Here is a 22,352-nt window from a genome sequence, read left to right on the forward strand (position 1 = left end):
CCTTATGAAAATCCTTGCCGGCCTGGAACTGCCGGACGCTGGAACAATAGAAATCGAAGGCAAGCCAGTACATATCCAATCTCCTGCTCATGCGCGCGAGCTCGGGATCGGCATGGTGCACCAGCATTTTCTTATGTTCGATGACCTCACGACGGCTGAAAACATTTTCTTCGGTCTCGAGCCGCTCCGCGTTTCGAAAATACCGGGAGTATTGGGCATTCTCGACAGGCAAAGTCTTGTCGAGCAGACAAGGCGCATCGCTGCGGACTACGGATTTGTGCTCGATCCGATGGCTCAAGCAGGAGATCTCAGTATAAGCGCGCGTCAGCAGGTGGCAATTTTGCGCCAGCTTGCGCGCAATCTTCATATCCTTATCCTCGATGAGCCGACTTCGGTACTCACAGAACAAGAAACGACCGCGCTTTTTGAAAAATTGGCAGAAATCCGCCGCATGGGGCATACGATTATCATCGTCACGCACAAAATCGACGAAGTGATGCGTATCGCCGACAGAGTCACTGTCATGCGCCAGGGAAAAACCGTCGGCACCTATGATATTGCGGCAACAACTGCCAATGAACTTGCCTGCCTGATTATGGGGACGAATGTCTGCGAAGAAATTAGCCCGCGCACAGAACCTGCAGCGCAAGGCCCTGTCGTATTCCAGATCGAGGGCTTGAGCGCTCGAGGCCATCATCATGGTGAAACTGGTGTAACTGATCTGCACTTTGCAGTGCATGCAGGCGAAGTTCTGGGTGTCTGTGCTCTGAGCGGAAATGGCCTAGCTGAGCTTGAAGATGCGCTGGGCGGTTTTTTGGTTCCCTCAAAAGGCTTCTGCATTTTCGATGGATCGCAGCTAGATATTCGACGAATCCATGAATACCGCCAGCTCCTCAAAAAGGGAGCAATCGGTTATCTGCCTTCGGATCGCATGCGCCGCTCAATGGCTCTTTCGCTTAGTGTGCGCGACAATTTCATGGCAGTATCCCGTACGCGCTATTTCCACAGAGGCTGGTTAGAATCGACTCTCGCGACAAGACAGACACAGGATGCGCTTCACAGCTTCGATATTTCAGCTCAACCGGAACAGAAAACAGTCGAACTCTCAGGCGGCAATATCCAGAAGCTTGCGATAGCTCGCCTTTTCTCTAATCAGCTGCCCAAATTGCTCATTCTCTGCGAACCAACATGGGGGCTCGATATCAAATCGACAGAGAATGTGCACCGGCGAATACTCGATGCCAAAGCCGCTGGCTCGGCTATTCTCATCTTGTCCTCCGATGTCGATGAAATTCTTGCGCTCGCTGATAGTATTATGGTTCTCTACCGGGGGAGGGCTGTTTTGCTTGCGTCCAACAGCGGAGAGCTGAATCGCGAGCGCATCGGTGAGTATCTGCTCGGAGCAAGGAGCGAATGATGCACTCCGAAAGAGAATTGCCTGCAGGTGCCAGAATTGCGCTTGCTGTGGCGCTGTCTATTGCGCTCGCTGCGGCCGTGCTTGCGCTTTTTACAAAAGATTTTTCCCCGGCGCTGGGACAGTTCTTTTTCGAGCCATTTGCAAATCGTTATTTTTTTGGTAATTACATTGCAGATTCCGTACCGCTCATGATTGCGGGCTTGGGAGTCCTCATCGCGTTCCGGTCTAGGAATTTCAACCTGGGCGGCGAAGGGCAGATCTATGCAGGAGCAATTGCTGCGGGAATGCTCGCACTGTCGTTGCCGGAACGCATACCACCCGCTCAAGCATGGCTTTTTGCTGCACTTGCCGGCATGGTGGCCGGCGGGCTGATCGGCGCGCTCTCCGGGATTCTCAAGGCTCTCTGGCATGTTTCGGAGATGATTTCTTCCTTTTTAATTTCCGCTATCGTGCTCAATGTCGGAGACTATCTTATAACTGGTCCTTTTCAGGATCCTGCGAGCAATTTCCAGACAACACGGCAGATTTCCTCGCAGCTCCTTTTGCCCAGGATTCTCGCTCCATCAAAACTGGATATATCGGTATTCATCGGATTGGCGCTTATCGCTGTCCTTGCAATCATGAGCAAGCATACAAGGCCGGGGTTTGAATTGAGAGTGTGCGGCGAAAACGAAGAATTCGCGCGTTATTGCGGTATTCCTGTGGCGTTGTATCAATCAGCGGCCATGGCCATTTCGGGAGCGCTCTATGGCTTGGCTGGCGCGCTGATTGTGATGGGTCCGCAGGCGCGTGTCATGCGCGGTTTTTCGAGCGGGCTGGGATGGAGCGCAATTTCGGTGGCTTTGCTTGCCCAAAGCAGCGAAGCAGGGATTCTGCCCTCTGCCCTTTTTATTGCTTACCTCAAAGCAGGCTCTGATCATGTCATGATAGGATCAGGAGTTCCTTCCGAAATCATTTCGATTCTGCAAGCGGCTGCAATGTTCTTCATCACTGCGCGCCATTTCCCGGTCCGCAAGAGAAGGCGCCCATGAGCACCCCAATCACGATTCTGGCAGACATCCTCAAGTATACAATTGCAGCAGCTACCCCCCTTTTATTCGCTTCGATCGGAGGGCTGTTTTCCCAACTCGCGGGCATGCTGAATATTGCCCTTGAAGGACTCATGGGGTTGGGCGCTTTTTTCGGAATGGCTGCAGCAGGAGCCTCGGGGAGCCTTGTTGTTGGCGCAATGGCCGGGGTAGCCGCTGCGGTTGTCGGCTCCTGGCTTATGGGGATTATCACCATCAAGTTCAAGGCGAACCTGTTCATAACAGGGCTCGCGGTGAACCTCCTCGCGGTTGGTGTAACCGCTGTGCTCTCCCAATCCTGGTTTCACACCAAAGCGGTTGTGGCTTTCGACATCCCGCGCGTGATGCTCGCATTTCCCGCTTTCCTCGGACGAATTCCCTTTATAGGCCCTGTCTTGTTTTCCCAGAATATTCTATCCGCAAGCGCGTGGCTGTGGGTGATTGCTGCGGCGTTCATTATCAGGAATACGCGCCATGGTGTGCGAATCCGCGCGACGGGGATGAATGAGGAAGCGGTGAATGCGCTGGGCTATCGACCCGACCGGTACCACATGGCCGCGCTGATCTGGTCGGGAGTCGGGAGCGGGCTTGGCGGTTTTGCGCTTGGCGTATCAATATCGGCCTTTGTACCGAACATCACTGCGGGGCGGGGGTGGATTGCGCTCGTTGCAATGTATCTCGGGCGCGGAAAACCATTATGGATTGCCGCTTCCTGCTTATTGTTCGCTCTTGCAGAGAGCTTGTCGAATTATGTACAGGGGTTCTCTGCAATTCCGCCTTTGCTGGTGCTCGCGCTTCCCTATGCGGTGACCCTGGTTTCGCTCGTTGCTGCGGCGGCGGGCAAAAAAGATTAAAAAGAACAAGAAGCCGCTAGCTGGCTTTCATGCCAATTTCGTCCAGTACTTCCGGCAGCTCATAAATCGTTTGGATACGTCGACAAGGCAGGTCAGGAAATCGGTTCATCTCGTCTTTCAGAACAGCGGGACCGCCGAGATCGGCATATCCTTTGACATATTTCGGAAGATCATCCACAAACAGCGTCTCTCCCAGCGCAAATCCGGAAGCATCGAGCGCGCGAAGGTAAGCCTTCGGATTCGGCTTGCCCAACAATTCATTGAACCAAATATCATAGACCCCAATAAAACATTCTGCTATTCCCAGTTTCGCAAGGATGCGCTCCGCGTGCTCCCGGGGTGCATTCGTAAGAACAGCTTTGGGCAGCGGAATCGAATTCAGCATGAGGCGCAGGACATGATCCGGCTCGAGGCAGTCTTCTTCGCCTTCGGGATGAATATAGCTGAAATAGCGCTCCGGTTCCGCGAAGCCTTTTTCGCGCATCAGCCATTCAAGAGTAGTGCCATACGGCTTTGCATGCTCGCGACGGAATTTTCCTGCCTCGGAGAATGGCAGATTGAATATGTCGGCCACAAACTGATTCATGCGCTGCAACACGCCCGTTTCAAGACCCGTGGCTTCCGAATAAAGGGTGTTGTCAAGATCGAAAAGCAGCGCTCGTATCATTTGTGTATTGTAATACCATGGATGCCGCGCCGGGGGCAAGAGCGACCGAAAAGCCCCTATACAAGGGCAGCCCGCGCCTGGCGGACTTGCTGAATGCGCTGCCAGCCGAATCGCTAGCCTGCAAGCCGCTCCTGTGGTATTTTTAACCTGTCGCTAGCAATAAAACAGGAGCAATCAATGATACCGATTGGTGATGACAATTCCGGAAGGCGCGGCAAAGCTGTTGTGAACTGGATCCTCATAGGGCTGAATGTCTTTGTATTCGTTTTTATACAGAAATTTGCGCTCGACGATTATGCGACGCTGGCGCTTGCAGCCATTCCGGAAGAGATCCTGTCGGGGCACCGGCTTTTCACGCTTATCACAAGCCAATTCACCCATGCAGGCTTTGCCCACATTCTTGGCAACATGATCTTTCTGGCTGTATTCGGAGACAATGTCGAATGCCGCATCGGAAAGCTCCGCTATATTCTTCTGTATCTGCTTTCCGGCACGTTTGGCATGCTGCTCCAGATTCTGCTTGCGCTGATGGCGGGTGGTGCAGCCTTGCAGATGCCACTTGTCGGCGCCTCTGCAGCAATTTCCGGCGTGCTCGCTTCGTACCTCGTCCTGTTTCCGGGGAACAAGGTTGTGGTCCTTCTTTTCTATTTCATTCCGACAGCCCTGTCTGCGTGGGTTGTCATCGGTTTCTGGTTCGTGCTCCAGGTTCTTGGCGGGTTGTCCGGCCTCGCCAGCATCCAGTCTGGAGGGACGGCGTATTTTGCGCACATCGGTGGTTTTGTGAGCGCGTACCTTTGGTCGCGAGGGTACAAGAAAAAAGAACTCGAGCGCATTCTGGCATGGCGCAAGCGCAGGCTGGCGGGCGATAGCGATGGTTTCCACTGGTGGATTGTAGACGATTGAACGATGGCTGAACGAAACGAGCGGTATCGAGGTCTCTTTCTCCATGCAAAGGATACAGCCCGAGGCGACAGGATTGTCACATTTCTTTGCAAAGAAGGTATTTTGTCGCTCTTTCTTTTCGGCGGACCCAAAAGCTCGCTCAGATCTGTTGCGACTCCCTATATTCTCGCAGATATCGAAGTCTATCATGACCGTCGCAATGATTTTTCGAAGCTGACAGGAGCCACGATCCTCGAGACGTTTGACAGCCTGCACACGAGCTTTTCGCATATGCAAGCCGCCGCTGCTGCTGCCGAGTTTGTGATTCGCACATCCGCGTTTGGTGGTGAATACGGCCTCGCTCTCCAGATGATAACGACATTGCTCCGCGAACTCCCTTCAATCGAAGAAGACTCAGCCCCCTATGCCATGTATGCATTCCTCTGGAATGCCCTGGCTCCGCAAGGATTGGCGCCTGACATCAGCGCATGCGAGCATTGCGGCAAGCGATTCACAGAGGAAGGCGCGCTTCCCGGGCGCCTTTTGGCGGGTGAGCGGAGTTTTCTCTGCGCCAGATGTGCGGAAGAGCGACGAAGGGAAGGGTTCCCGGCCTCGGCGATGATATTGATCGATGCAATGGTGCTCCAATGCTTGAGGGAAATTTTAGATGTTTCGTACAGCCAGGCCGCCCGGTGTATGAGCGTAAATCCATCGCTTCTTCATATCGAAGCGATCATCGAATCGCTTGCGGAATCCGCAGCAGAAGGTCCGTTGCAGAGCCTTCGACTGTTCCATTAGTGCTTTTACATATCAAAAAATTGAAGTAATATACATATCTATTGCGACATAATTAAGAAGCAGCCAAAGCAGGAGACAGTATCAATGAGAGCAGTCGATATCTTGATGAAAAAGCGGGCGGGCGAAACCCTCACCGAAGCCGAAATCCGTTTTATTATCGATGGATACGTAAAAGGCGAAATACCGGATTATCAGATCTCCGCCCTTTTGATGGCGATATTTTTCCGCGGCATGACAGCGAAGGAAACCGCTATCCTGACCGAGACAATGCTCGATTCCGGCGATCGGATGGATCTGTCCGGTATTCCCGGCCCTTTTGTCGACAAGCACTCTACGGGCGGCGTGGGAGACAAAATATCCCTCCCCCTTGCCCCTATGGTTGCTGCCTGCGGCGTCAAAGTCCCGATGATGTCCGGGCGCGCGCTTGGCCACACAGGGGGAACGCTGGACAAGCTCGAATCCATCCCTGGCTATCGCACAGGCCTCGAGCTTTCCGAATTCCGTAAAGGCCTCATCGAAGACGGTTTTGCGATGACCGGCCAGACTGCCCGCGTTGTACCAGCAGATAAAAAGCTCTATGCGCTTCGCGATGTCACTGCAACCGTTGAATCGATTCCGCTCATCACCGCTTCGATTCTGTCCAAAAAAGTAGCCGAAGGCGCTGATGGCATTGTATTCGATGTAAAATGCGGCTCGGGAGCCTTCATGAAGACCTACAACGACGCCAAAGCGCTTGCGTCGAGCCTTGTCGCAACCGGCACCGCAATGGGCAAGCGCGTCGTCGCTGTCCTCACCGACATGTCCCAGCCGCTCGGCTACAAGGTCGGCAATTTTCTCGAAATCGAAGAGACGCTGGATTGCCTTGAAGGAAAAGGCCCCCAGGATGTTATGGAACTCACCTTCAGGCTGGGAGCCTGGATGCTCGTGCTCGGTGGAGCTGCAGAGACAATCGAAGAAGGACGCGCCCGCTGCGAAGAGGCAATCAGCTCGGGTGCAGCTCTCGAGCGGTTCTATCGCAATGTCGTAAGGCAGGGCGGCAATGTAGGCCAGATGCTCAAGCGGCGCGGGTCCTGGCGATCGGATTTTGCGCGCGAACTCAAGGCCGAAAACGATGGATATATCGAATCGATCGATGCGCTGGATATCGGGCTCGCGGGGGTCTATCTCGGCGTCGGCAGGAATCGTACTGAAGACAATGTAAGCCCCACCGCAGGTTTTATTTTCGAGAAAAAACGCGGCGACCTCGTAAAAAAAGGCGATCGCATCGCGATTGCATATGGAAAAGACGAAGCGAGCCTCGATCCCGCAATGGCTCTTGCTCGCAAAGCTGTATCGATTTCAAAAGAAGCGCCACAGCCACTATCGCTCGTCATTGAGGAAATCACTGCCCCATGAAATGGACAAAAAAAGAAATCGACCCGACTTTGGTACGTGAAATCGCACGGCGATATCAGATCGACACATTGACTGCATCCATTCTCGTAAGAAGAAACATCACCGAACCGGAGCAGCTGCGATTTTACCTGGAAGATGACCTTCAACTGCTTCATAATCCCTTTCTCTTTGCCTCGATGGAAGATGCAATCGATCGCCTTCTGATGGCGCATGACGAAGATGAGAAAGTGCTCATCTTCGGCGATTCCGATACAGACGGCATAACATCGACCGCACTTATGACAGAATTGCTAAGAGATTTCGGTCTCGAAGTCTTCCATAAAGTCCCGGAAGGTGAAGAACCGTATGGTCTTTCGGTTTCGGCCATCGATTTTGCGGCGGAAAACAATATAAGCCTTATTGTCACCGTGGATTGCGGCATATCGAACCACGATGAAGTCGCGTATGCGCAGCGCAAAGGCATTGATGTCATAATTGCAGATCACCATCACCTGCAAGCGCCCGCCCCACCCCAAGCTATAGCAGTGCTCGATCCGAAACTTCCGGACTGTGGCTATCCCTTCCGCGATCTTTCAGGCTGCGGCGTTGCCCTCAAACTGGCACATGCCCTTGCAATTGCCCGCCTTGGCATGTACAAGGAGCCTTTCGCTTTGCTGTATGCAGGCAGCGCTCTTTCGTTGGATGAGGCTGCCGGGCTTGCTGATGACGCCGGCGGTGCTGACAGTGCCATGGTCGCAGATTCTGTTTCTGCGCTGACCATCGAAGCTGTCAGGCTCGATAATCTCATCGAGACATCCCGATTGAAGATTCGCTCGGGCAGTGATGGCGTGTTCCCATCGGACACCCTGGAAAAGCTTGAAAAATTCCTTCGCGGCCGCGTTATCATTGCCTGGAACAAAAAAGAAATACATTCATTTTTCAGAGAGCACTTCGGCAATGCCGCCGAGCTCGATGTAATGGATCTGGGCCAGCTCTCGGCCGGATTCTGGCCTGCAATGGCGCGCAGTCCATTCGCTTCGCTCGTCCGGGCTTCCAGGCTTAAAAAATACGCAGGCAGCGCGCATTCGGCTATCGATACGCTCAAAGGCATTTTCAGCGCCTATGTCCTGCAGACGCTGCAGAGCCAAAACCTGCTGACAGAGCGCATGTTCCAGCTTGCGGCTCTCGGCACCATAGCCGACCTCATGCCGCTCAAGGATGAAAATCGTATCATAGTCCGCAAAGGTGTAGAAAGCATAAATGCTTCACCCAGCAACGGCATTCGGGAACTCAAATCGGGCCTCGGACTCGCAAAACCTCTCGGAGCGATCGAAATCGCCTGGCAGATTACGCCGACAATCAATGCGGCAGGCCGCCTTGGCACGCCTAAGCTCGCCCTCGATCTTTTGCAGGCGAAAACTGTCGAAAGCGCCATTACTGCGGCATCGGCACTCATTCAGGCGAACAGCGAGCGGCGTCGGCTCGGTACCGAAGCATGGGAGAATATCCGAGAAGCCTTGAATCAGAGCCTCGAGAAAAGCGGCGGCAAATATGCGGTAGTGGGCAGCTCTGAAATCAAGCCGGGAATCACAGGGCTCCTCGCATCGAAAGCAGCCAACATAATGAAAGTGCCGGTTATCGTTGCGGTATTCAAAGCGGACGGCACCTGCACCGGCTCTATCCGCGGCGGCGCGAACTTCCCCCTTACCCGTCTTCTGGCACATTGTGCGGATCTATTCCTGGACTACGGCGGACACGATTCCGCCGCCGGATTCACGCTCAAAACCGAGCGCTGGCAAAGCTTTCTTGAACGCCTCTCGGAATTCATGGCTCAGACAGAATATAATGCAGAAGAACCGGAGCTCAGCATTGATGCGGAACTTCCACACGCATATGTCACGCCGGAGCTTGTAAACCTCTGTCGACTTTTTGAGCCCTTCGGCGAGGAGAATGATCCGCTCGTTTTCTGCTCGAGGCAGGTGAGCATGATCGATGCCCAGGTCGTTGGCAAAAATGGCAAAAATCACCTCAAGCTCACGCTCGATTTCGGAACCTATAAATGGCCTGCAATGCTCTGGGACGGAGCCGAAAGACTCGAGCGCGATTTTTCTTTCCGCAAAGGCGACAGGGTCGACATTCTGTACAAGGTGACTATGAATTACTGGAATGGAGAAGAACGCCCGCAGCTCGAGCTGTATGACATTCGCCGCGCCGAAGGCTGAGATCGGGCGTAAGGCGGAAACGGGTGCGGCGCTTTCACCATCACTCGCTCAGCAAAAAGCTCTTGACCAAAGCACGAAAAATCGCTATGGTACACCCATCATTCCCCGGTTGTGTAATGGTAGCACGGCAGACTCTGGATCTGCTTGTGGGGGTTCGAATCCTCCCTGGGGAATTTTATTTTTAATCAAGAATTATGCAGATTGAGGCCCCTTCGTCTATCGGTTAGGACAAAAGATTCTCAATCTTTAAAGAGGGGTTCGATTCCCCTAGGGGCTATGTGAGAGCCGGCTTTTGCAAGCCGGCTTTTTTTGCGCCCTCTTGACCGCGCATAAGAACTCAATATACCCTGACTCAGCTTCAGGGGCCTGAGGAATGCGGTGAGAATCCGCAGCGGTCCCGCCACTGTAACCGGGGATGGATGCAGCAGGTCGGTGTCAAGCCGACAGCCATTGCGGCATAAAGCCGCGAGAAGGCGCTGCATTTCAGATGATCCGGAAGCCAGGATACCGCTCTGGGGCGAGCCCGGTATCATGTATCGGGCAAAACTTCGAGGTTTGAGGAACTCTTCATGCGCTGTCGCCCTAATCCCAAAACTCCCACGCGTTCAAAAGGCCGGATTTTACACGTATTTCTGGTATCACATGAACAGATGTGCGGACGCATCGTGAACCTCTTCCCTCGGATTTGCAAGGAGGCTCGCAATGCGCTCGACCTGTCCGGTCAAATTTTTGCTTTTGGGCTTGCTTCTTGGTTCAGCAAGCGTGCCGCGCGCGTTCTCGCAGACTGTTGAGCTGCCCGCTGTCATAATTGAAGAAACTCTGCCTTTTGACCTCCTCGCCCCTTCTGCCGGCACAACCATCATCGAAGAACACGCAATCCAGACGAGCGCAGCGCCAGATTTGCCCTCTCTCCTGTCATCTGTTCCCGGCGTTATTCTCTCCCCTACCGGATCGGAAGGAGCCCAGGCCAGTGTTTCCCTGAGGGGATCCACTTCGAACCAGGTTTTGGTCCTCGTCGATGGTGTGCGCGTGACAGACCCGGCTACGGGGCTTACCGATTTCTCGCGCCTTGGAATACCGCTCGACCAAATCGTACAGATCGAAGTCCAGCGAGGCGGGCTTTCGGCACAGTATGGCGCGGATGCGGTGGGCGGTGTCATTCACATTCATACGCGCAGAGGCTCGAAAAACCTTTCCGCACGCATATCGCTCGAGAATACTTCGTTCCTTCCTTCCTCGATTACCATCGGGAATGGGCTTTCGGCGATTACTGTTCCTTTTGTCGGGTCTGCGTTGATCGATGGCCAGTCTCTCTCCCTTGCTGCCGAGAATCAGTGGCTTTCTGCATGGGCAAAAATCAGCCGGGCGGCGAACGGTTATCCGTATTACGATACAAACGGAGAGCGCAGGCGCAGAGAAAACGCAGGACTTTTTGCGGCAAGCGGGGGCTTGCAAACCCGGTTTCCGCTTTCGGCCGGAGAAATATCGTCTTCAGCAAAGGTTTCCTATCGCTCGGTCGGTATTCCCGGCTCACTCGATATACCGACGCCAGAAGCGCACCAGGAGGACTGGAACGCAAACCTCACTATGCAATTTCGCACCGATGCCCTTCTTGCAGGAGCGCTCGCCCTCGAACTGAGTCCTTATGCGCAGGCAGGAGGAATACGCTATCAGCAATCACAGACGTCGGCAGTCGATTCTCACATTTCGTACCGGGCCGGACTCGACTCGAGCCTTTCCTGGCTTCCTCCTTGGAATGGCGAAGTAAAGGCAGGCGCATCTTTCCGGTACGATAGGCTTGAATCGAGCGTAGTCAAGGGCGCCGACGGCAGTGCACCTGAGCGTTTCTCAGGGGGGATATTTGCTGAGCCTTCATTCGGATTCGGCGCGTGGACCGCGGTTCCAGCGCTCAGGGTCGATATAACGAACGATTTCCCTTCCGGCGTTTCCGCCAGTTTCGGGCTTATTCACGACTTCAGCAAACAGACCGCAATACGCGCCACAATTTCGAGCGCATACCGAGCCCCTTCCTTCGACGATCTCTACTGGCCTGCTTCGGGAGGCGCTGAAGGCAACCCCTCTCTTAAGCCTGAATCAGCCATTTCCAGCGATATATCGCTCACACATAAAGAAGACGCATGTACATGGTCGGTCGGGACGTTTGCACGCTATGCACGCGATGTCATTCTCTGGCAGCCAGATGATGCAGGAATATGGAAACCTTCCAACTTTGGCAATGCGCTGTACCCCGGGATCGAAGCGGAGAGCTCCTGGAAGGCGGGATCCTGGAATCTGGGCGCAAACTACACATTTCTCTATAGCTATGTGCTGTCAGGCAATCTTTCTCTCGCTGACGACAGGCGGGTTCCTTATGTCCCGGTGCATGCAGCTTCTCTGAGCGCAAGCCGAACCACAAAAGCTTTCAAAAGTGCTTTCTTGTTCACCTACCAGAGCCTTCGCTTTATCACTACAGGGAATAGAGCATTTTTGCCTGCGACGCTTATTGCGAACGCAAAATTGACCTGGGAACTTGGTCCGCGCTCTGACTTTGAGCTTTCATTCCAGAATCTGTTCGATGAGCGCTACGAAGCGGTAAAAGGCTACCCGATGCCTGGCTTTTCGGTGTCGGCCACCGTAACGCTGCGGTTCGAAGGGGCAAGGCCCGAGCAGAACTAGCAAAGAATAGAGAGGCTATCTCCGCAAAAGGGAAAATTGGGCTGCGGCCCATTTTAAATATACATGAGGAGGTTGAGCATGAACAAGTTGTGGCAAAGGATCGGGCGCCCGGTTCTGTTTGCAGGGATGATCGCGATGCTGCTCGCAGGACTGGCGGGCTGCGATCTGTTTTCGTCGCCGCAAGGCTCGAGCGCTGTTGTCTTTGCGGTAGATTCGAAAAACGGGAATGTGTACGAAATCGATGCCGACAAGGCAGAGAGCGCTGCAGTGCCGCTTGTCAGCACACAGCAGAACGCGACCGGCAAGATGATCATCAGCGGGACAAAGGCATTTCTTGCGGTAGCAAGCTGGCAGAATACAAGCCCCGGCCTGTATTGGTTTGATCTTTCGTCCAGCAAGCCTTCGGTTGTGCAGGCAGGGCAGAAAATCAGCGCACAATACATCTGTATTGCATCCAGCACAAAAGGCTATGTGAGCTCGGCGGATTGGGGCGGCACCTATGCCAACGCGGTCTATCCATTCAACCCGAGCAGTCCGTCTGCAGGGTTCGGCACAGCGATCAGTGGCTTCGACGCTGGTTTCTTTCCGCAGGATGTCGCGTATGTCGATGACGGCAATGGCACAGACCGCGTGTTCGTCGCGGACAATGGCAATGGCAAGGTTTACCGGCTCAATGCAGAAGGCACGTTGGTCGAAAAGAGCTTTGCTGCATCTGCGGGCGGCACGACCGGATTGCTCGCCGGTGAATTCGACAGCAATGGCGATGGGGTTGCGGAAGCCGGCGTGTTCGTGGCAAATTCCGGAGGCTACGATGCAAATTGGAATCCGCTTCCTGGTTCAATCGATTTCATTCCCCTTGGCGCCTCGAGTGATGCTGATGTGGTCGTTGTCCAATCTGACCTCTCGGCCAGCGCGCTTGCCTTCTTAGATGCTACCCATCTCGCCGCAACTAGCTACGGGCACACCTGGCTCATCGATCTGTCCAAGCTTGCAAGCGACGCTTCCCGCCTCACCGAAATCAAAACCAGCTCTGGCGTCTCCTTTGGCTCAATGGATATTGCGGTGCGAGAAGGCTATGCCTATGTGCCTGACGGAGCACAGACAGTGTACCGCTTCGGGCTGAACAGCCCGACAACCGCAATTCCTACAGGAAAATCAGGCGAAATGATTACGAATATCGCGGTCAGGCAATAGCCGCCGATATGCCCGATTCACCTGGGAATCCGATATTCGACAGGGATGAGGAGCGAAACAGCAGTCTCCAGCCTGATGTGCAAGGGGAAAATGCTCCTGACAAGCTGGAGCGCTGCCTCATCGAGAATCGCGCTCCCAGACCGGGATTGAATGGCCAACGAAGCGAGGGTGCCGTCCGGCGCAACTTGCAATGCAATCCGGACAGTGCCTTCGCTTTTTCTTTTGAGGGCTGCGGCGGGATATTGCTTCTGAGCGGCAAGCTTGCCAGCAATTGCGGCGGCAAGAGATTCAACAGTGTCATAAGTGGCCGGTGCAGACTCCATTGAGGCTGACTTTGACCAGGCTGGCTCTGTTTGGACCGACTCTGTTCGGGCTGGCTCCAATGGGTCCCTCTCAAGCGGCTTTTCCAGAATCAGCGGGCTTTCGGCATCTAAATCAGAAGCGGAAACGGTGCTTTTGGGAGATTCGGGAGCATCGATTCCGGAAGGTTCGGACGCGTCACTCCTAGCGAGCGCTCCATCTGCCCGTGACTGCTCGCGCACCTCGACGACTGCATTCGCTGAGCCAAAGTCGTTTTGGATTGCGCGCTGGTTTGTCAAAGAAGCACTTCCTTCAGCGCGAGCCTCCAGAGAACCAGCCGAAGAGGCCTCTGCACTGCCTTGCGCTATAGGTTGCAACTGGCTTTCATGCAAGCTGGCTGGCACCAAAGCGCTTTCCGGCTGTTGCTCTCCCTGAAAGGCAGCCGGGCTGCCAGACTTTCGCTTTGCAAGAAAATCATTTACATGCTCGGCGCGAATTTCTTCGGCATCGTCATGGAACACGCCTTCTTGCGGAGCTATGGCAGCTGAAGATGGAGCTGAAGATTGAGCTGCCGATACGGAAGACCTTGAGATTGCTCCCTTGGCCTGCTTCTGGCCGGCAGGCACATCTCCTGAAATGCTTTGCGGGAGCGCTATAAGGCTTGAAGCAAGGCCCTCCCGAGAAAGAGCCAGCTTTGGCTTCGCCGGCAAGGGTTTTTCTGCTTGTGGAACAGATAGCGCTTGGCTGGGCGTTGGCTGCAGCGCATCCACAGGAACGTCCGAAAGTGTCGGCTCTGTTGAGCGCGCTGCTTGAGGCGCTGCCTGTGCAAATGCTTGCGCTGCTTGGGGTGCTGGTTTGGCAGGCGGTTCTGCTGGCGCAAATTGTTGTACTTCAGACTCCGCTATTGGCACTGCTGGTGCTTCTATCGGCACTGCTGGCGCCGCTGGCAGCGTTGCCGACGCTTCTATTGGCATTTCAGACATTGCCCGCGCAGGCGCAGGCGCTTCTTCCAGCGCAGAAGGCCCAGGGATTTCGCGAGCGATTTCTGCTTGAGCACTCAGCGGTTCCTGTAAAGATTCTTTTGCTTCTATTGCCTCTGCAGCTGCGGGTATATCAGGGATGTGTATTTCAGGCGCCTCTGCCTGCGGCAAAACCGCTTCTTTTTCGAAAGGCTGCTGAGTTGCTTCAGGCACCTCTGTCTGCTTCAAAGCTGTTTCTTGCTTGTCTTGCTTTACCTGCTTGACTTGCCCGACAGGATCTTGAATCACCTTCGGAGCCTCACGAGACAGCACATCGGCTTCCCGCAATTCATCGATGTTCAAAGACACCACAAAAGGCTGCCGTACTGCGCGCATTCCAATTGGCGCAAAAATAATGAGCGCATGAATCGCCAACGACAGCGCTAGCCCCGCAGCTCGATAGACAAATAGCTGATTCCTCCTCTGCCTCATGCCTTTTTCCGATGAAGAAGCTTTTTGATCGCCGCTTCTATCTTGTTTCTGAAAAAAATACCCAGAATCATTGCTATTGCAGTCACAACGGCGAGCACCACCACAAGGCCCAACTTGTCCTTGTAAACCGCACTCCCCGCCAGTGTTGTTCCGATGATGCCCGGCATTCGCGCAAGCATCGACGCAACAATGAAATACAGAAATTCGCGCTCGCCAGCCCCGGCAAAATAACACAGCACATCCTTCGGAATCCCCGGAATTAGAAACAAAAGAATCAACCCCGCAAAGGTTCGTGCGTCTTTCGCATATTGCTGCAGCTTTTCGTACTGCTCTCTGGAAAGAATGGCCATGAGAAATTGCGGCCCCAGCGCTTTCCCGAGAAAAAAATTGATTGCGGATCCGATGCCGATTCCAGCCATAGTCAGCGCCAGGCCGCCCCAGAAGCCGAAAATGAATCCCCCCGAAATCTGCATAACCTCGCCAGGAATTATAAAAATCACCACCTGCAGAATCTGAAGCGATATGAACACAAGCCATCCGAATGCGCCAAATGCCAGCACCCATTCGCGCAAGGCTTCTTTTTTCGACAAGAGAGGCGCAAGCGCGCTGCGGAGCAGAAATCCTGCCACAACAAACAGCACTAGCAGAATCGGAAATGCAAAACTGCTCAAGCCCGGGGCCTGCTTACCCTGCGGCTCCGGCTGTTTTTTCTGCGCCTCCGGCTGCGACACATGCGGCTGCAACGCTCCCGACTGTAAACTAGCCTGCTTCTTTTGCTCTTTCTTATTGCTCATAGTCGGCACTAAGATACTCTCGCTTATGGGGCTCGCACAAGTCAGGAGCAATTCGGCGGAAGCCGGCTATCGCTTATTGGCTCTATCGTGCAATTCTTTTTGCTATTTACGATTTTTGCAGAAAGCTGTGCCGAGGTTTTGACTGTTATTCATTTTTCTGCTATTATAGCTAACCTATGCCAAATGACCAGACAACAGACTTCCAAATCGACCAGCGAGTCGTCTATCCGAGCCAGGGCGTCGGCCGCATAATGGAAATACGGGAAAAAGCATTCAACGGCCAGAAAACGCTGTACTACATCATCTATCTCGAATTTTCCGACATGACCGTTATGGTGCCAGTCGACAAAGTCGAAGCGCTCGGCATTCGCCCCCTTGTCTCCAGAGAGGAAGCGGAAACAGCGCTTGAATATATCTCTCAAGCTGCATCCACTATTCCTTCCGACTGGAAGCTGCGTTACCAGATGAACCTCGACCTTCTCAAGAAAGGCTCGATTATGGATATCGCCGCGGTCGTTCGTTCGCTCTATCAGCGCTCGAAAATCAAGGAACTCCCGATTCTGGAGCGTAAACTCTATGAATCCGCACTGAACCTCCTGCAAGACGAGATTGCTTTTGCGCTCGATCGTCCAAAAGAGGAGATCGTCAAGATTATCCGCGCCAATCTGGATAAATGAGTACCTCGCTTTCCAAGCCCATCCCTGCTCCTTCGCTCCCTCTCGACGGGCGCGTCTTTGCCCTCATCACCGCGGCAGGTTCAAGCACGCGTTTCGGAGGACAGAAAAAGGAGCTCGAGCAGTTTGAAGGCTGTACGGTGCTCGAACGCGCTATCGAGCCATTTATCGAGACGTGCTCCGGCATCGTCGTGACATGCCCGCCTGGCGCAAGAGCGGAATTTGAGGCATTTTTTGCCCAGTCTGCCTTGAGCCCCGTCATCGCGCGCCTCGAAAGAGGCTTTGCGATCGTCGAAGGCGGCTCAACGCGCCAGGATTCTGTGCTCTTTGGCCTGCGGGCGCTCAAAGAGCTTGGCTGCGATCGCGACATCGTGCTCATACATGACGGAGCGCGCCCCTGGATCTCAGCCGATCTTGTGCGCACGACAATTGAGCAGACTCGCATGCATGGAGCATGCCTGCCCCTTGCGCCTCTTGTCGAAACACCGAAAATAGTCAAAGGCCAGGTTGTGCATACACACCCTTCGCGCGCGCATGTCATGACTGCACAGACACCGCAGGCATTCTCGTTTCCGGAAATCCTGGCTGCTCACGAGCTTGCCGCGCGCGAAGGCTATGTTGCTACCGACGATGCAATGATCTGGGATCATTATGTCGGGCCGGTTTTCTGGATCGAAGGCGAGCGCCAGAACCGCAAAATCACGTATAGAGAAGATTTGTTCGGATCGCCAGCTATGCCGGAGGCCAAACCGGCGGCCGCTCCGACTACGCGAACCGGCATCGGATACGATATCCATCCGTTGATTGCGGATCGTCCGCTTCTCCTTGCTGGAGTGCAGATCGAAAGCGATCGCGGCGAAGCAGGTTACTCGGATGGCGATGTCCTCTGGCACGCGCTGATCGATGCACTTTTGGGCGCGGCCGCGCTTGGCGATATCGGCACGCATTTCCCGCCCGGCAAGCCCGAATGGAAAAACGCCGATTCCACCGCGCTTGCGCGCAAGGTCGCTGCGATGCTGCACAGGCAGGATTGGCATATCGTGAATATCGACTGCACGGTCATCCTCGAGAAGCCTCGTCTCGGCCCTTATCGGGAGCAGATTTGCAGCGCAATCGCACGCGCGCTCAATATCCCTCAAGGCTCTGTTTCCTTCAAAGCCAAAACAAAGGAAGGTTTTGATGCAGTCGGGCGCGGCGAAGCCATAGAGGCACATGCAATCGTATTGATTGCAAGGTAAGGCATTGGCCCCTGTGCGCAGCTAGCCGTTTTTCATGTTCCTGACTGCTTCGCTGGCAACCCCTTGTCACAAAGAAATCAGAATAATCGAAACGCTGATTCCCAGAAAGGCCAGGATCTGCTGGGGATGCAGCGGCACCGACGAGACAAAATACGTTGCGATAGATGGATAGAGCACAAGCAGCCCATAGAAAGACGGCGCGACCGCCGCCATTCTCCCTCGCTCAAAGGCGACCTGCTTGATCGAAAAGGACGAAATGCCACAAAAAATGTAGACATAGAGATACGGCGAGAAAATCCAGCTCATAAAATCAGAACCGCGGGTCATGCGCAGCGCTTCCAGAGCGAGCACCATGAACCCCCCGAGCGCCCCTGCAGCGCTCCCCAAAAAAATGCCTACTTGTGCGGGTGTCATTTTCCTGTTGGCGAGCAGCACAAGCATCGCAAAACCTGTAGGAATAAAAAAGGCAGTCCAGAAGGCTTCGACCTGAAATTGCTTGGATGATTCCTGACCGACAAAGCCCGCGAGCGCAAGGGATCCGGCCATCAAGGCTATCCACGGAATTTTCCCCGCAGGAATTCGCTCGCCAAGCAGAAAATACGAGAGGATGATCGTGAAAACGATATTCGAGCCGCCGATCGCTGCCACAATATTGGGAGCAAGCTTGCCCAGCGCCAGATAGTTGAATATGGGCTGCAGGTTCATGAGGGTAAAGCCGCTTAACCACCCGATGATTTCGCCGCGCTTGATGCGTACGCCTCTGCGCTTTGCCGAAAGCCAGCTCACATACTTTTTCTGAAGGGAAAACCCCAGCGAAAGCAGGAAATTCCCGAAAAGCGCCAGAAAATACGCTGCAAGGCTTGTCATAATCTGCTCGCTACCTGCCGAACTGAATCGAATAGCCATGAATACTCGCTCTCTGCGCGATAGAAAAGCGCAGGAGCGCCCGCTGGTGCATGGACTGTTACCCTGCCCGAAGGATATATCCTCGAAGTCCAAAAATGAACCCATTCACCTTCCGGCAACACAAGGGAAGCTAGCTCGCCTTTTTCTTTCAAATTCGGCGCGAAAACCATATCGGCGCCTGCCATCAATAGATCGTCGCGGCTCTCTAGCGCCACATCCTGCGGATACAGGAGCGAAGGATGCAGCAGTGCCGGTATTCCATCTTCGGTCCATCGCATTCTGCAGAACTCCCAGTATTTTTCGAGCCCGGCACGTATTTTGGCATAACGGTTCTTTAGCCTTGCAGGCAGGATATCACCAAGGGATATAAATGCATTGCCAATTTCCCGCCTGAATTGCGCAGGCAGCGCGATATCGGGCTGACAGAGCATCAAATTGGCATATTTCCAGATCGATCCTTCGCGAACTGCCTGAGCGACTGCCATATTGAGCTGCTGATAATCCTCTGGTCCTGCTCCGGAAAAAGACAGCGAACCCAGAAGCCCTGCAGCTTCTTGCGGGATGACCACAGAATGCGCGCGCGCCGCTGCTGCGATCAGAGTCTGGCTTGTTCCGCTATGCACACCTCTATGCGATTCATCAGGATTTTCAAGGAAAGAATCCAGGCTGCCAAACGAATACCGCCACAGGCGGCAAGCTTCTGCCGGCGTGCGGGCATACCCAAAATGGACTTCTGCGGGTAGATCCAAATCGAAAAGCATCTCTGCCTCGCCAAAACGGAGCTTTCTCTCCCCGCTGGAGCTACAGAGAATAAATCGACCGTCCATTGCAAAGGCAGCGCTCCGCGCGCCTAGGGGCAACGCTACCGTCCCGCGCGCCAGGTGCTGTTCCCGCGGGCCAAGGCCATTCCAATGGACTTTCGGCATGTCGTGGAAACGCAGGCGCACTGAATCGATTTCTTTATCCAGAGAAGAAAAATACAAAGAAAAAATGGCAGTGCTGTAAGCACTTGAATAATCCGCAAACGCCGCGACAGATCGCGCATCGCGCAATTCTTCGCGCATGTCGAGGCCGCTTGAAAACCGGAACAATGCGCTGCGCCCGGATGCCATTGTGGGCAGGCAGGTCCCTGCCGACCGCCACGCTGATCGCATCTCGCCGGCTCTATGTACAAAAACTGCCGGCCTTTTTGCGGAATGCCACAAAAGTCTCTGGCCGGCAACAGTAACAAGGAAGCCCTGTTTCCAGTTTTCGAATGAAATCAAAGGCAGACTCCGATATCTATTCGATAACCTCCCAGCCAGCGATCTTTGCCGCAATTCTGAAAGGTTCGATATAGTTACCATATACGACAGAAGCGTGATGAGCAACACCTTTGCCAATGACTTTATCGAGAACCTGCTTTACCGGGACATCGAATTTTGCTTTGAGGTAGGTGCCTTTGAGCTCTTTCTCCATAGGAATAGCGCGAGCTCGCTGAAGGAAAACGCGGTATTTGCCTTCCGAAGAATCGAGTCTCAGAACCGAAAGCTCACCTTCCTTGAGCACGAAATCAGCAGTAACTCCTTTGCCGCCTGCAAAATAGGTATCGAGAGAGCGCACACAGCGCCCATCCCAGAGGTTGCAGGGCGCAACGCCGCAGTGCCAGAAAAGAGCAAAATCCTTTTCAAAATCAACCTGCGAGAAATCGAACAGGAAGGGCGTTTCCGCTCCTACCGCGCGGTGCATGAGCATCGAGAGCCCGCCTTCCACATCGCCTTCGCATGCAAGAATACGGTGCTCGCTCTGCAAAAGGCTCATCGCAGCGCAGGGCGAGATGCCATATTCTGCCGCGAATTCCGGCCAGCATCGAATAGCGAGCGCATCGAGTGCATATTTATCCAGAAATCCTTGAAGCTTGACCGCGAGCATGGCGACTTTGTGCAATTGCTCTGCGGTGATACCGGAAACATCGAAAATGCCGCGAAGCTGCGTGGCACGAGCCTGAACCGCTTCGTCCGAAGCAGGAAAATTCCATACTTCCGAAAGCTCGTAGTGATCGATGAGAATGCCTGTCTGGCGATAGAGCGCAAGGTCAGCCACGCTCAGGTTGAAAAATCCATGTGCGCGGTAGCCCAGAATACCGATATGCGAACGGGAAAGTACTTTCAGCACGCGGATTGCGTCGACCCAGTTCATGTCGATATGCTCGCCTATCGTCACATGGTAATTCTGCACGCCCGACTTGTAGAGGTTCGATGCATTCAGATTCACGCCACAGACCGAATTGAGGCGGATTTTGCCGCCATTGTAGGGAAGTTCCGGCAGGCCCCAGAGCAAGACTGGCGTATGCACTGTTTTGACAAGCTCGAGCGCCAGATGGCCCAGGTGAAATGTACCGGAAATAATGACAAGCCCATCGACCTGCGCGCGTGCGAGCTGCGAAGCAGCGGCTTTTGCCTCGTCGACCTCGAACACAAGCGCGCGGGGCGCAACAATGCGGACATTCTCTATTGCTTCGAGATCGCTGCGAATTCCGTCCCACAGCTCCTTTGCTGCTGCATAATCGAAGGTTGTGCGTGCAAGGCATACAACACCGAGCGTTATCGCTTCTTTCATGAATTACTCCCTGCGCATCGAAAGCCTCGATGCAAATGCCCGAGCAAACGGGCAGGCAAGTCTCCCAAGAGGCGCAATTATTTTCAATAAGTAAGTAAAACACAGCGCGCCATATGTGTCAACAGCGGTAATAATGGCGGGCATTTTTGCATTGCATTCTCGCGCAAGTCAGTGTATAATTTTTATGTCTCAGCTTTCATTTCATGCAGAAAACACTATACAGGAGGTAAAGAAGCATGAAGAAGATCTTCGCTATCGCTCTCTGCCTGGTGCTTGCCACCAGCGTATTTGCGCAGCAGCGATTCCTCACTATTGCCACTGGCGGCACAGCAGGAACCTATTTCCCGCTCGGTGGCGCACTTGCAGACATTTGGAATAAAAATATTCCAAAGATGAATGCAACCGCACAGTCCACCGGCGCCTCTATCGCAAACATCAACTTGCTCAAGGGCGGCAATGTCGATGTCATCTTCACCCAGAACGATGTAGCCAACTACTCCTACAATGGCACCGAACTGCTGAAAGATCAGGCCTACAAAGACCTGCGCGGCATGGTATGCCTCTACAACGAGACAATCCAGCTTGTGGCGCTCGAGTCCTCAGGGATTAAAACGCTTGCCGATCTCAAAGGAAAGAGAGTATCAGTTGGTGCTGCCGGATCCGGAACCGAAGCGAATGCCCGCCAAATTCTCGAAGCTGCCGGTCTCACCTATAACGACATCAAGGTACAGTACCTCTCCTTCGGCGAGTCTGCCAATAACATGAAAGACGGCAACATCGATGCAGCATTCAACACTGCCGGCATACCGACTGCCGCTATCCAGGACCTTTCCGTTTCCAAGAAGATGGTTCTTGTCCCCGTTGACAAGGAAGCAGCCAGCAAGCTTATGGCCAAATATCCGTTCTATGCGGTGCAGGTCATCCCCGCGGGAACATATCAGGGACAGACCCAGAACGTAACCACGGTCGCTGTCAAGTCCATGCTCGCGGTCAGCAGCAAGATGCCCGCCGACCTCGTCTATGAACTTCTTAAGACCATGTTCGACCACACCGACAGACTGATCGCCGCTCACGCCCAGGGCAAGAATGTCAAGCTCGAAACCGCGCTCGAAGGCATGTCGATTCCTCTGCATCCGGGTGCCGAGAAATTCTACAAGGAAAAAGGCATCCTGAAATAATGCATCTTTTTTTCACAGAAAGTTTTGCATGAATGACGGCGCGGGACAATCCGTTCCGCGCC

18 protein-coding genes, 2 tRNA genes and 1 riboswitch are annotated in these 22,352 nt (G+C 53.9%); of the genes, 14 read left to right on the forward strand and 6 right to left on the reverse strand.

The features are described 5' to 3' along the window. The 3 genes from GAP13_RS06125 to GAP13_RS06135 all read left to right on the forward strand — a co-directional run. A partial coding sequence (locus GAP13_RS06125; RefSeq protein WP_158907244.1) for an ABC transporter ATP-binding protein occupies positions 1-1,417 on the forward strand: 1,417 nt, incomplete at its 5' end. Beyond that, the gene (locus tag GAP13_RS06130) at positions 1,414-2,448 is read left to right on the forward strand and encodes an ABC transporter permease (RefSeq protein WP_222126163.1); all 1,035 of its coding nucleotides are present in this window, start codon (positions 1,414-1,416) and stop codon (positions 2,446-2,448) included. The genes GAP13_RS06125 and GAP13_RS06130, both read left to right, overlap by 4 nt. Beyond that, complete coding sequence (locus GAP13_RS06135) at positions 2,445-3,338, forward strand: ABC transporter permease (RefSeq protein WP_158907248.1); 894 nt, start codon at positions 2,445-2,447, stop codon at positions 3,336-3,338. The genes GAP13_RS06130 and GAP13_RS06135 overlap by 4 nt, the downstream gene beginning before the upstream one ends. A 16-nt stretch (positions 3,339-3,354) precedes the next feature. Here GAP13_RS06135 and GAP13_RS06140 read toward each other — a convergent pair whose 3' ends face one another. Next, positions 3,355-4,005 (reverse strand): HAD-IA family hydrolase, encoded by a 651-nt coding sequence (locus GAP13_RS06140; RefSeq protein ID WP_158907250.1) that lies wholly within the window; start codon positions 4,003-4,005, stop codon positions 3,355-3,357. A 177-nt stretch (positions 4,006-4,182) separates the two neighbouring features. On the opposite strand from GAP13_RS06140, the gene GAP13_RS06145 reads away from it, so the two are divergent. From GAP13_RS06145 to GAP13_RS06180, 8 genes are all read left to right on the forward strand, one after another. After that, complete coding sequence (locus tag GAP13_RS06145) at positions 4,183-4,908, forward strand: rhomboid family intramembrane serine protease (protein ID WP_158907252.1); 726 nt, start codon at positions 4,183-4,185, stop codon at positions 4,906-4,908. 3 nt (positions 4,909-4,911) lie between these two features. Beyond that, on the forward strand, positions 4,912-5,685 hold the full coding sequence (gene recO, locus GAP13_RS06150) for a DNA repair protein RecO (protein WP_158907254.1): 774 nt from the start codon (positions 4,912-4,914) through the stop codon (positions 5,683-5,685). An 84-nt stretch (positions 5,686-5,769) separates the two neighbouring features. Further along, on the forward strand, positions 5,770-7,080 hold the full coding sequence (locus GAP13_RS06155; protein WP_158907256.1) for a thymidine phosphorylase: 1,311 nt from the start codon (positions 5,770-5,772) through the stop codon (positions 7,078-7,080). Continuing rightward, entirely contained in the window at positions 7,077-9,281 is a 2,205-nt protein-coding gene (recJ, locus tag GAP13_RS06160) for a single-stranded-DNA-specific exonuclease RecJ (RefSeq protein WP_158907258.1), read from the forward strand. The genes GAP13_RS06155 and recJ overlap by 4 nt, the downstream gene beginning before the upstream one ends. Before the next feature lie 102 nt (positions 9,282-9,383). Further along, a tRNA-Gln gene (locus tag GAP13_RS06165) sits at positions 9,384-9,454 on the forward strand. A gap of 32 nt (positions 9,455-9,486) precedes the next feature. Continuing rightward, positions 9,487-9,558: transfer RNA gene (locus GAP13_RS06170), tRNA-Glu, on the forward strand. A gap of 93 nt (positions 9,559-9,651) precedes the next feature. Then, positions 9,652-9,789: riboswitch (cobalamin riboswitch) on the forward strand. Positions 9,790-9,983: 194 nt separating this feature from the next. Beyond that, positions 9,984-11,957, forward strand: coding sequence for a TonB-dependent receptor plug domain-containing protein (locus tag GAP13_RS06175; protein WP_158907260.1), 1,974 nt, complete (start codon positions 9,984-9,986; stop codon positions 11,955-11,957). 78 nt (positions 11,958-12,035) lie between these two features. Continuing rightward, positions 12,036-13,151: an NHL repeat-containing protein gene (locus GAP13_RS06180; protein WP_158907262.1), complete on the forward strand. Its 1,116-nt coding sequence runs from the start codon at positions 12,036-12,038 to the stop codon at positions 13,149-13,151. A 17-nt stretch (positions 13,152-13,168) separates the two neighbouring features. Here GAP13_RS06180 and GAP13_RS06185 read toward each other — a convergent pair whose 3' ends face one another. Together GAP13_RS06185 and GAP13_RS06190 are read right to left on the reverse strand one after the other, a co-directional pair. Continuing rightward, complete coding sequence (locus GAP13_RS06185; protein ID WP_158907264.1) at positions 13,169-14,902, reverse strand: energy transducer TonB; 1,734 nt, start codon at positions 14,900-14,902, stop codon at positions 13,169-13,171. Continuing rightward, positions 14,899-15,696 (reverse strand): TVP38/TMEM64 family protein, encoded by a 798-nt coding sequence (locus GAP13_RS06190; RefSeq protein ID WP_158907266.1) that lies wholly within the window; start codon positions 15,694-15,696, stop codon positions 14,899-14,901. Before GAP13_RS06190 ends, GAP13_RS06185 begins: the two co-directional genes overlap by 4 nt. A gap of 176 nt (positions 15,697-15,872) precedes the next feature. Between GAP13_RS06190 and GAP13_RS06195 the strand changes: the two genes are divergently transcribed. After that, positions 15,873-16,373, forward strand: coding sequence for a CarD family transcriptional regulator (locus GAP13_RS06195; protein WP_158907268.1), 501 nt, complete (start codon positions 15,873-15,875; stop codon positions 16,371-16,373). After that, positions 16,370-17,608, forward strand: a complete 1,239-nt coding sequence (gene ispF / locus GAP13_RS06200) for a 2-C-methyl-D-erythritol 2,4-cyclodiphosphate synthase (protein WP_158907270.1) — start codon at positions 16,370-16,372, stop codon at positions 17,606-17,608. The genes GAP13_RS06195 and ispF overlap by 4 nt, the downstream gene beginning before the upstream one ends. Positions 17,609-17,674: 66 nt before the next feature. Here the strand turns inward: ispF and GAP13_RS06205 are convergent, their stop codons facing one another. The 3 genes from GAP13_RS06205 to GAP13_RS06215 are packed head-to-tail and all read right to left on the reverse strand — an operon-like array spanning position 17,675 to position 21,112. Next, a complete protein-coding gene (locus tag GAP13_RS06205; RefSeq protein ID WP_158907272.1) occupies positions 17,675-18,514 on the reverse strand; it encodes a DMT family transporter in 840 nt (279 codons plus the stop codon). Continuing rightward, entirely contained in the window at positions 18,472-19,779 is a 1,308-nt protein-coding gene (locus GAP13_RS06210; RefSeq protein ID WP_158907274.1) for a glycoside hydrolase family 31 family protein, read from the reverse strand. Before GAP13_RS06210 ends, GAP13_RS06205 begins: the two co-directional genes overlap by 43 nt. Before the next feature lie 16 nt (positions 19,780-19,795). Then, the gene (locus GAP13_RS06215) at positions 19,796-21,112 is read right to left on the reverse strand and encodes a fucose isomerase (protein WP_158907276.1); all 1,317 of its coding nucleotides are present in this window, start codon (positions 21,110-21,112) and stop codon (positions 19,796-19,798) included. A gap of 236 nt (positions 21,113-21,348) precedes the next feature. Here GAP13_RS06215 and GAP13_RS06220 point away from each other — a divergent pair, with 236 nt between their 5' ends. Beyond that, positions 21,349-22,290: a TAXI family TRAP transporter solute-binding subunit gene (locus GAP13_RS06220; protein ID WP_158907278.1), complete on the forward strand. Its 942-nt coding sequence runs from the start codon at positions 21,349-21,351 to the stop codon at positions 22,288-22,290. Positions 22,291-22,352: the final 62 nt, after the last annotated feature.

The organism is Rectinema subterraneum, assembly GCA_009768935.1.
GTDB lineage: Bacteria > Spirochaetota > Spirochaetia > Treponematales > Rectinemataceae > Rectinema > Rectinema subterraneum.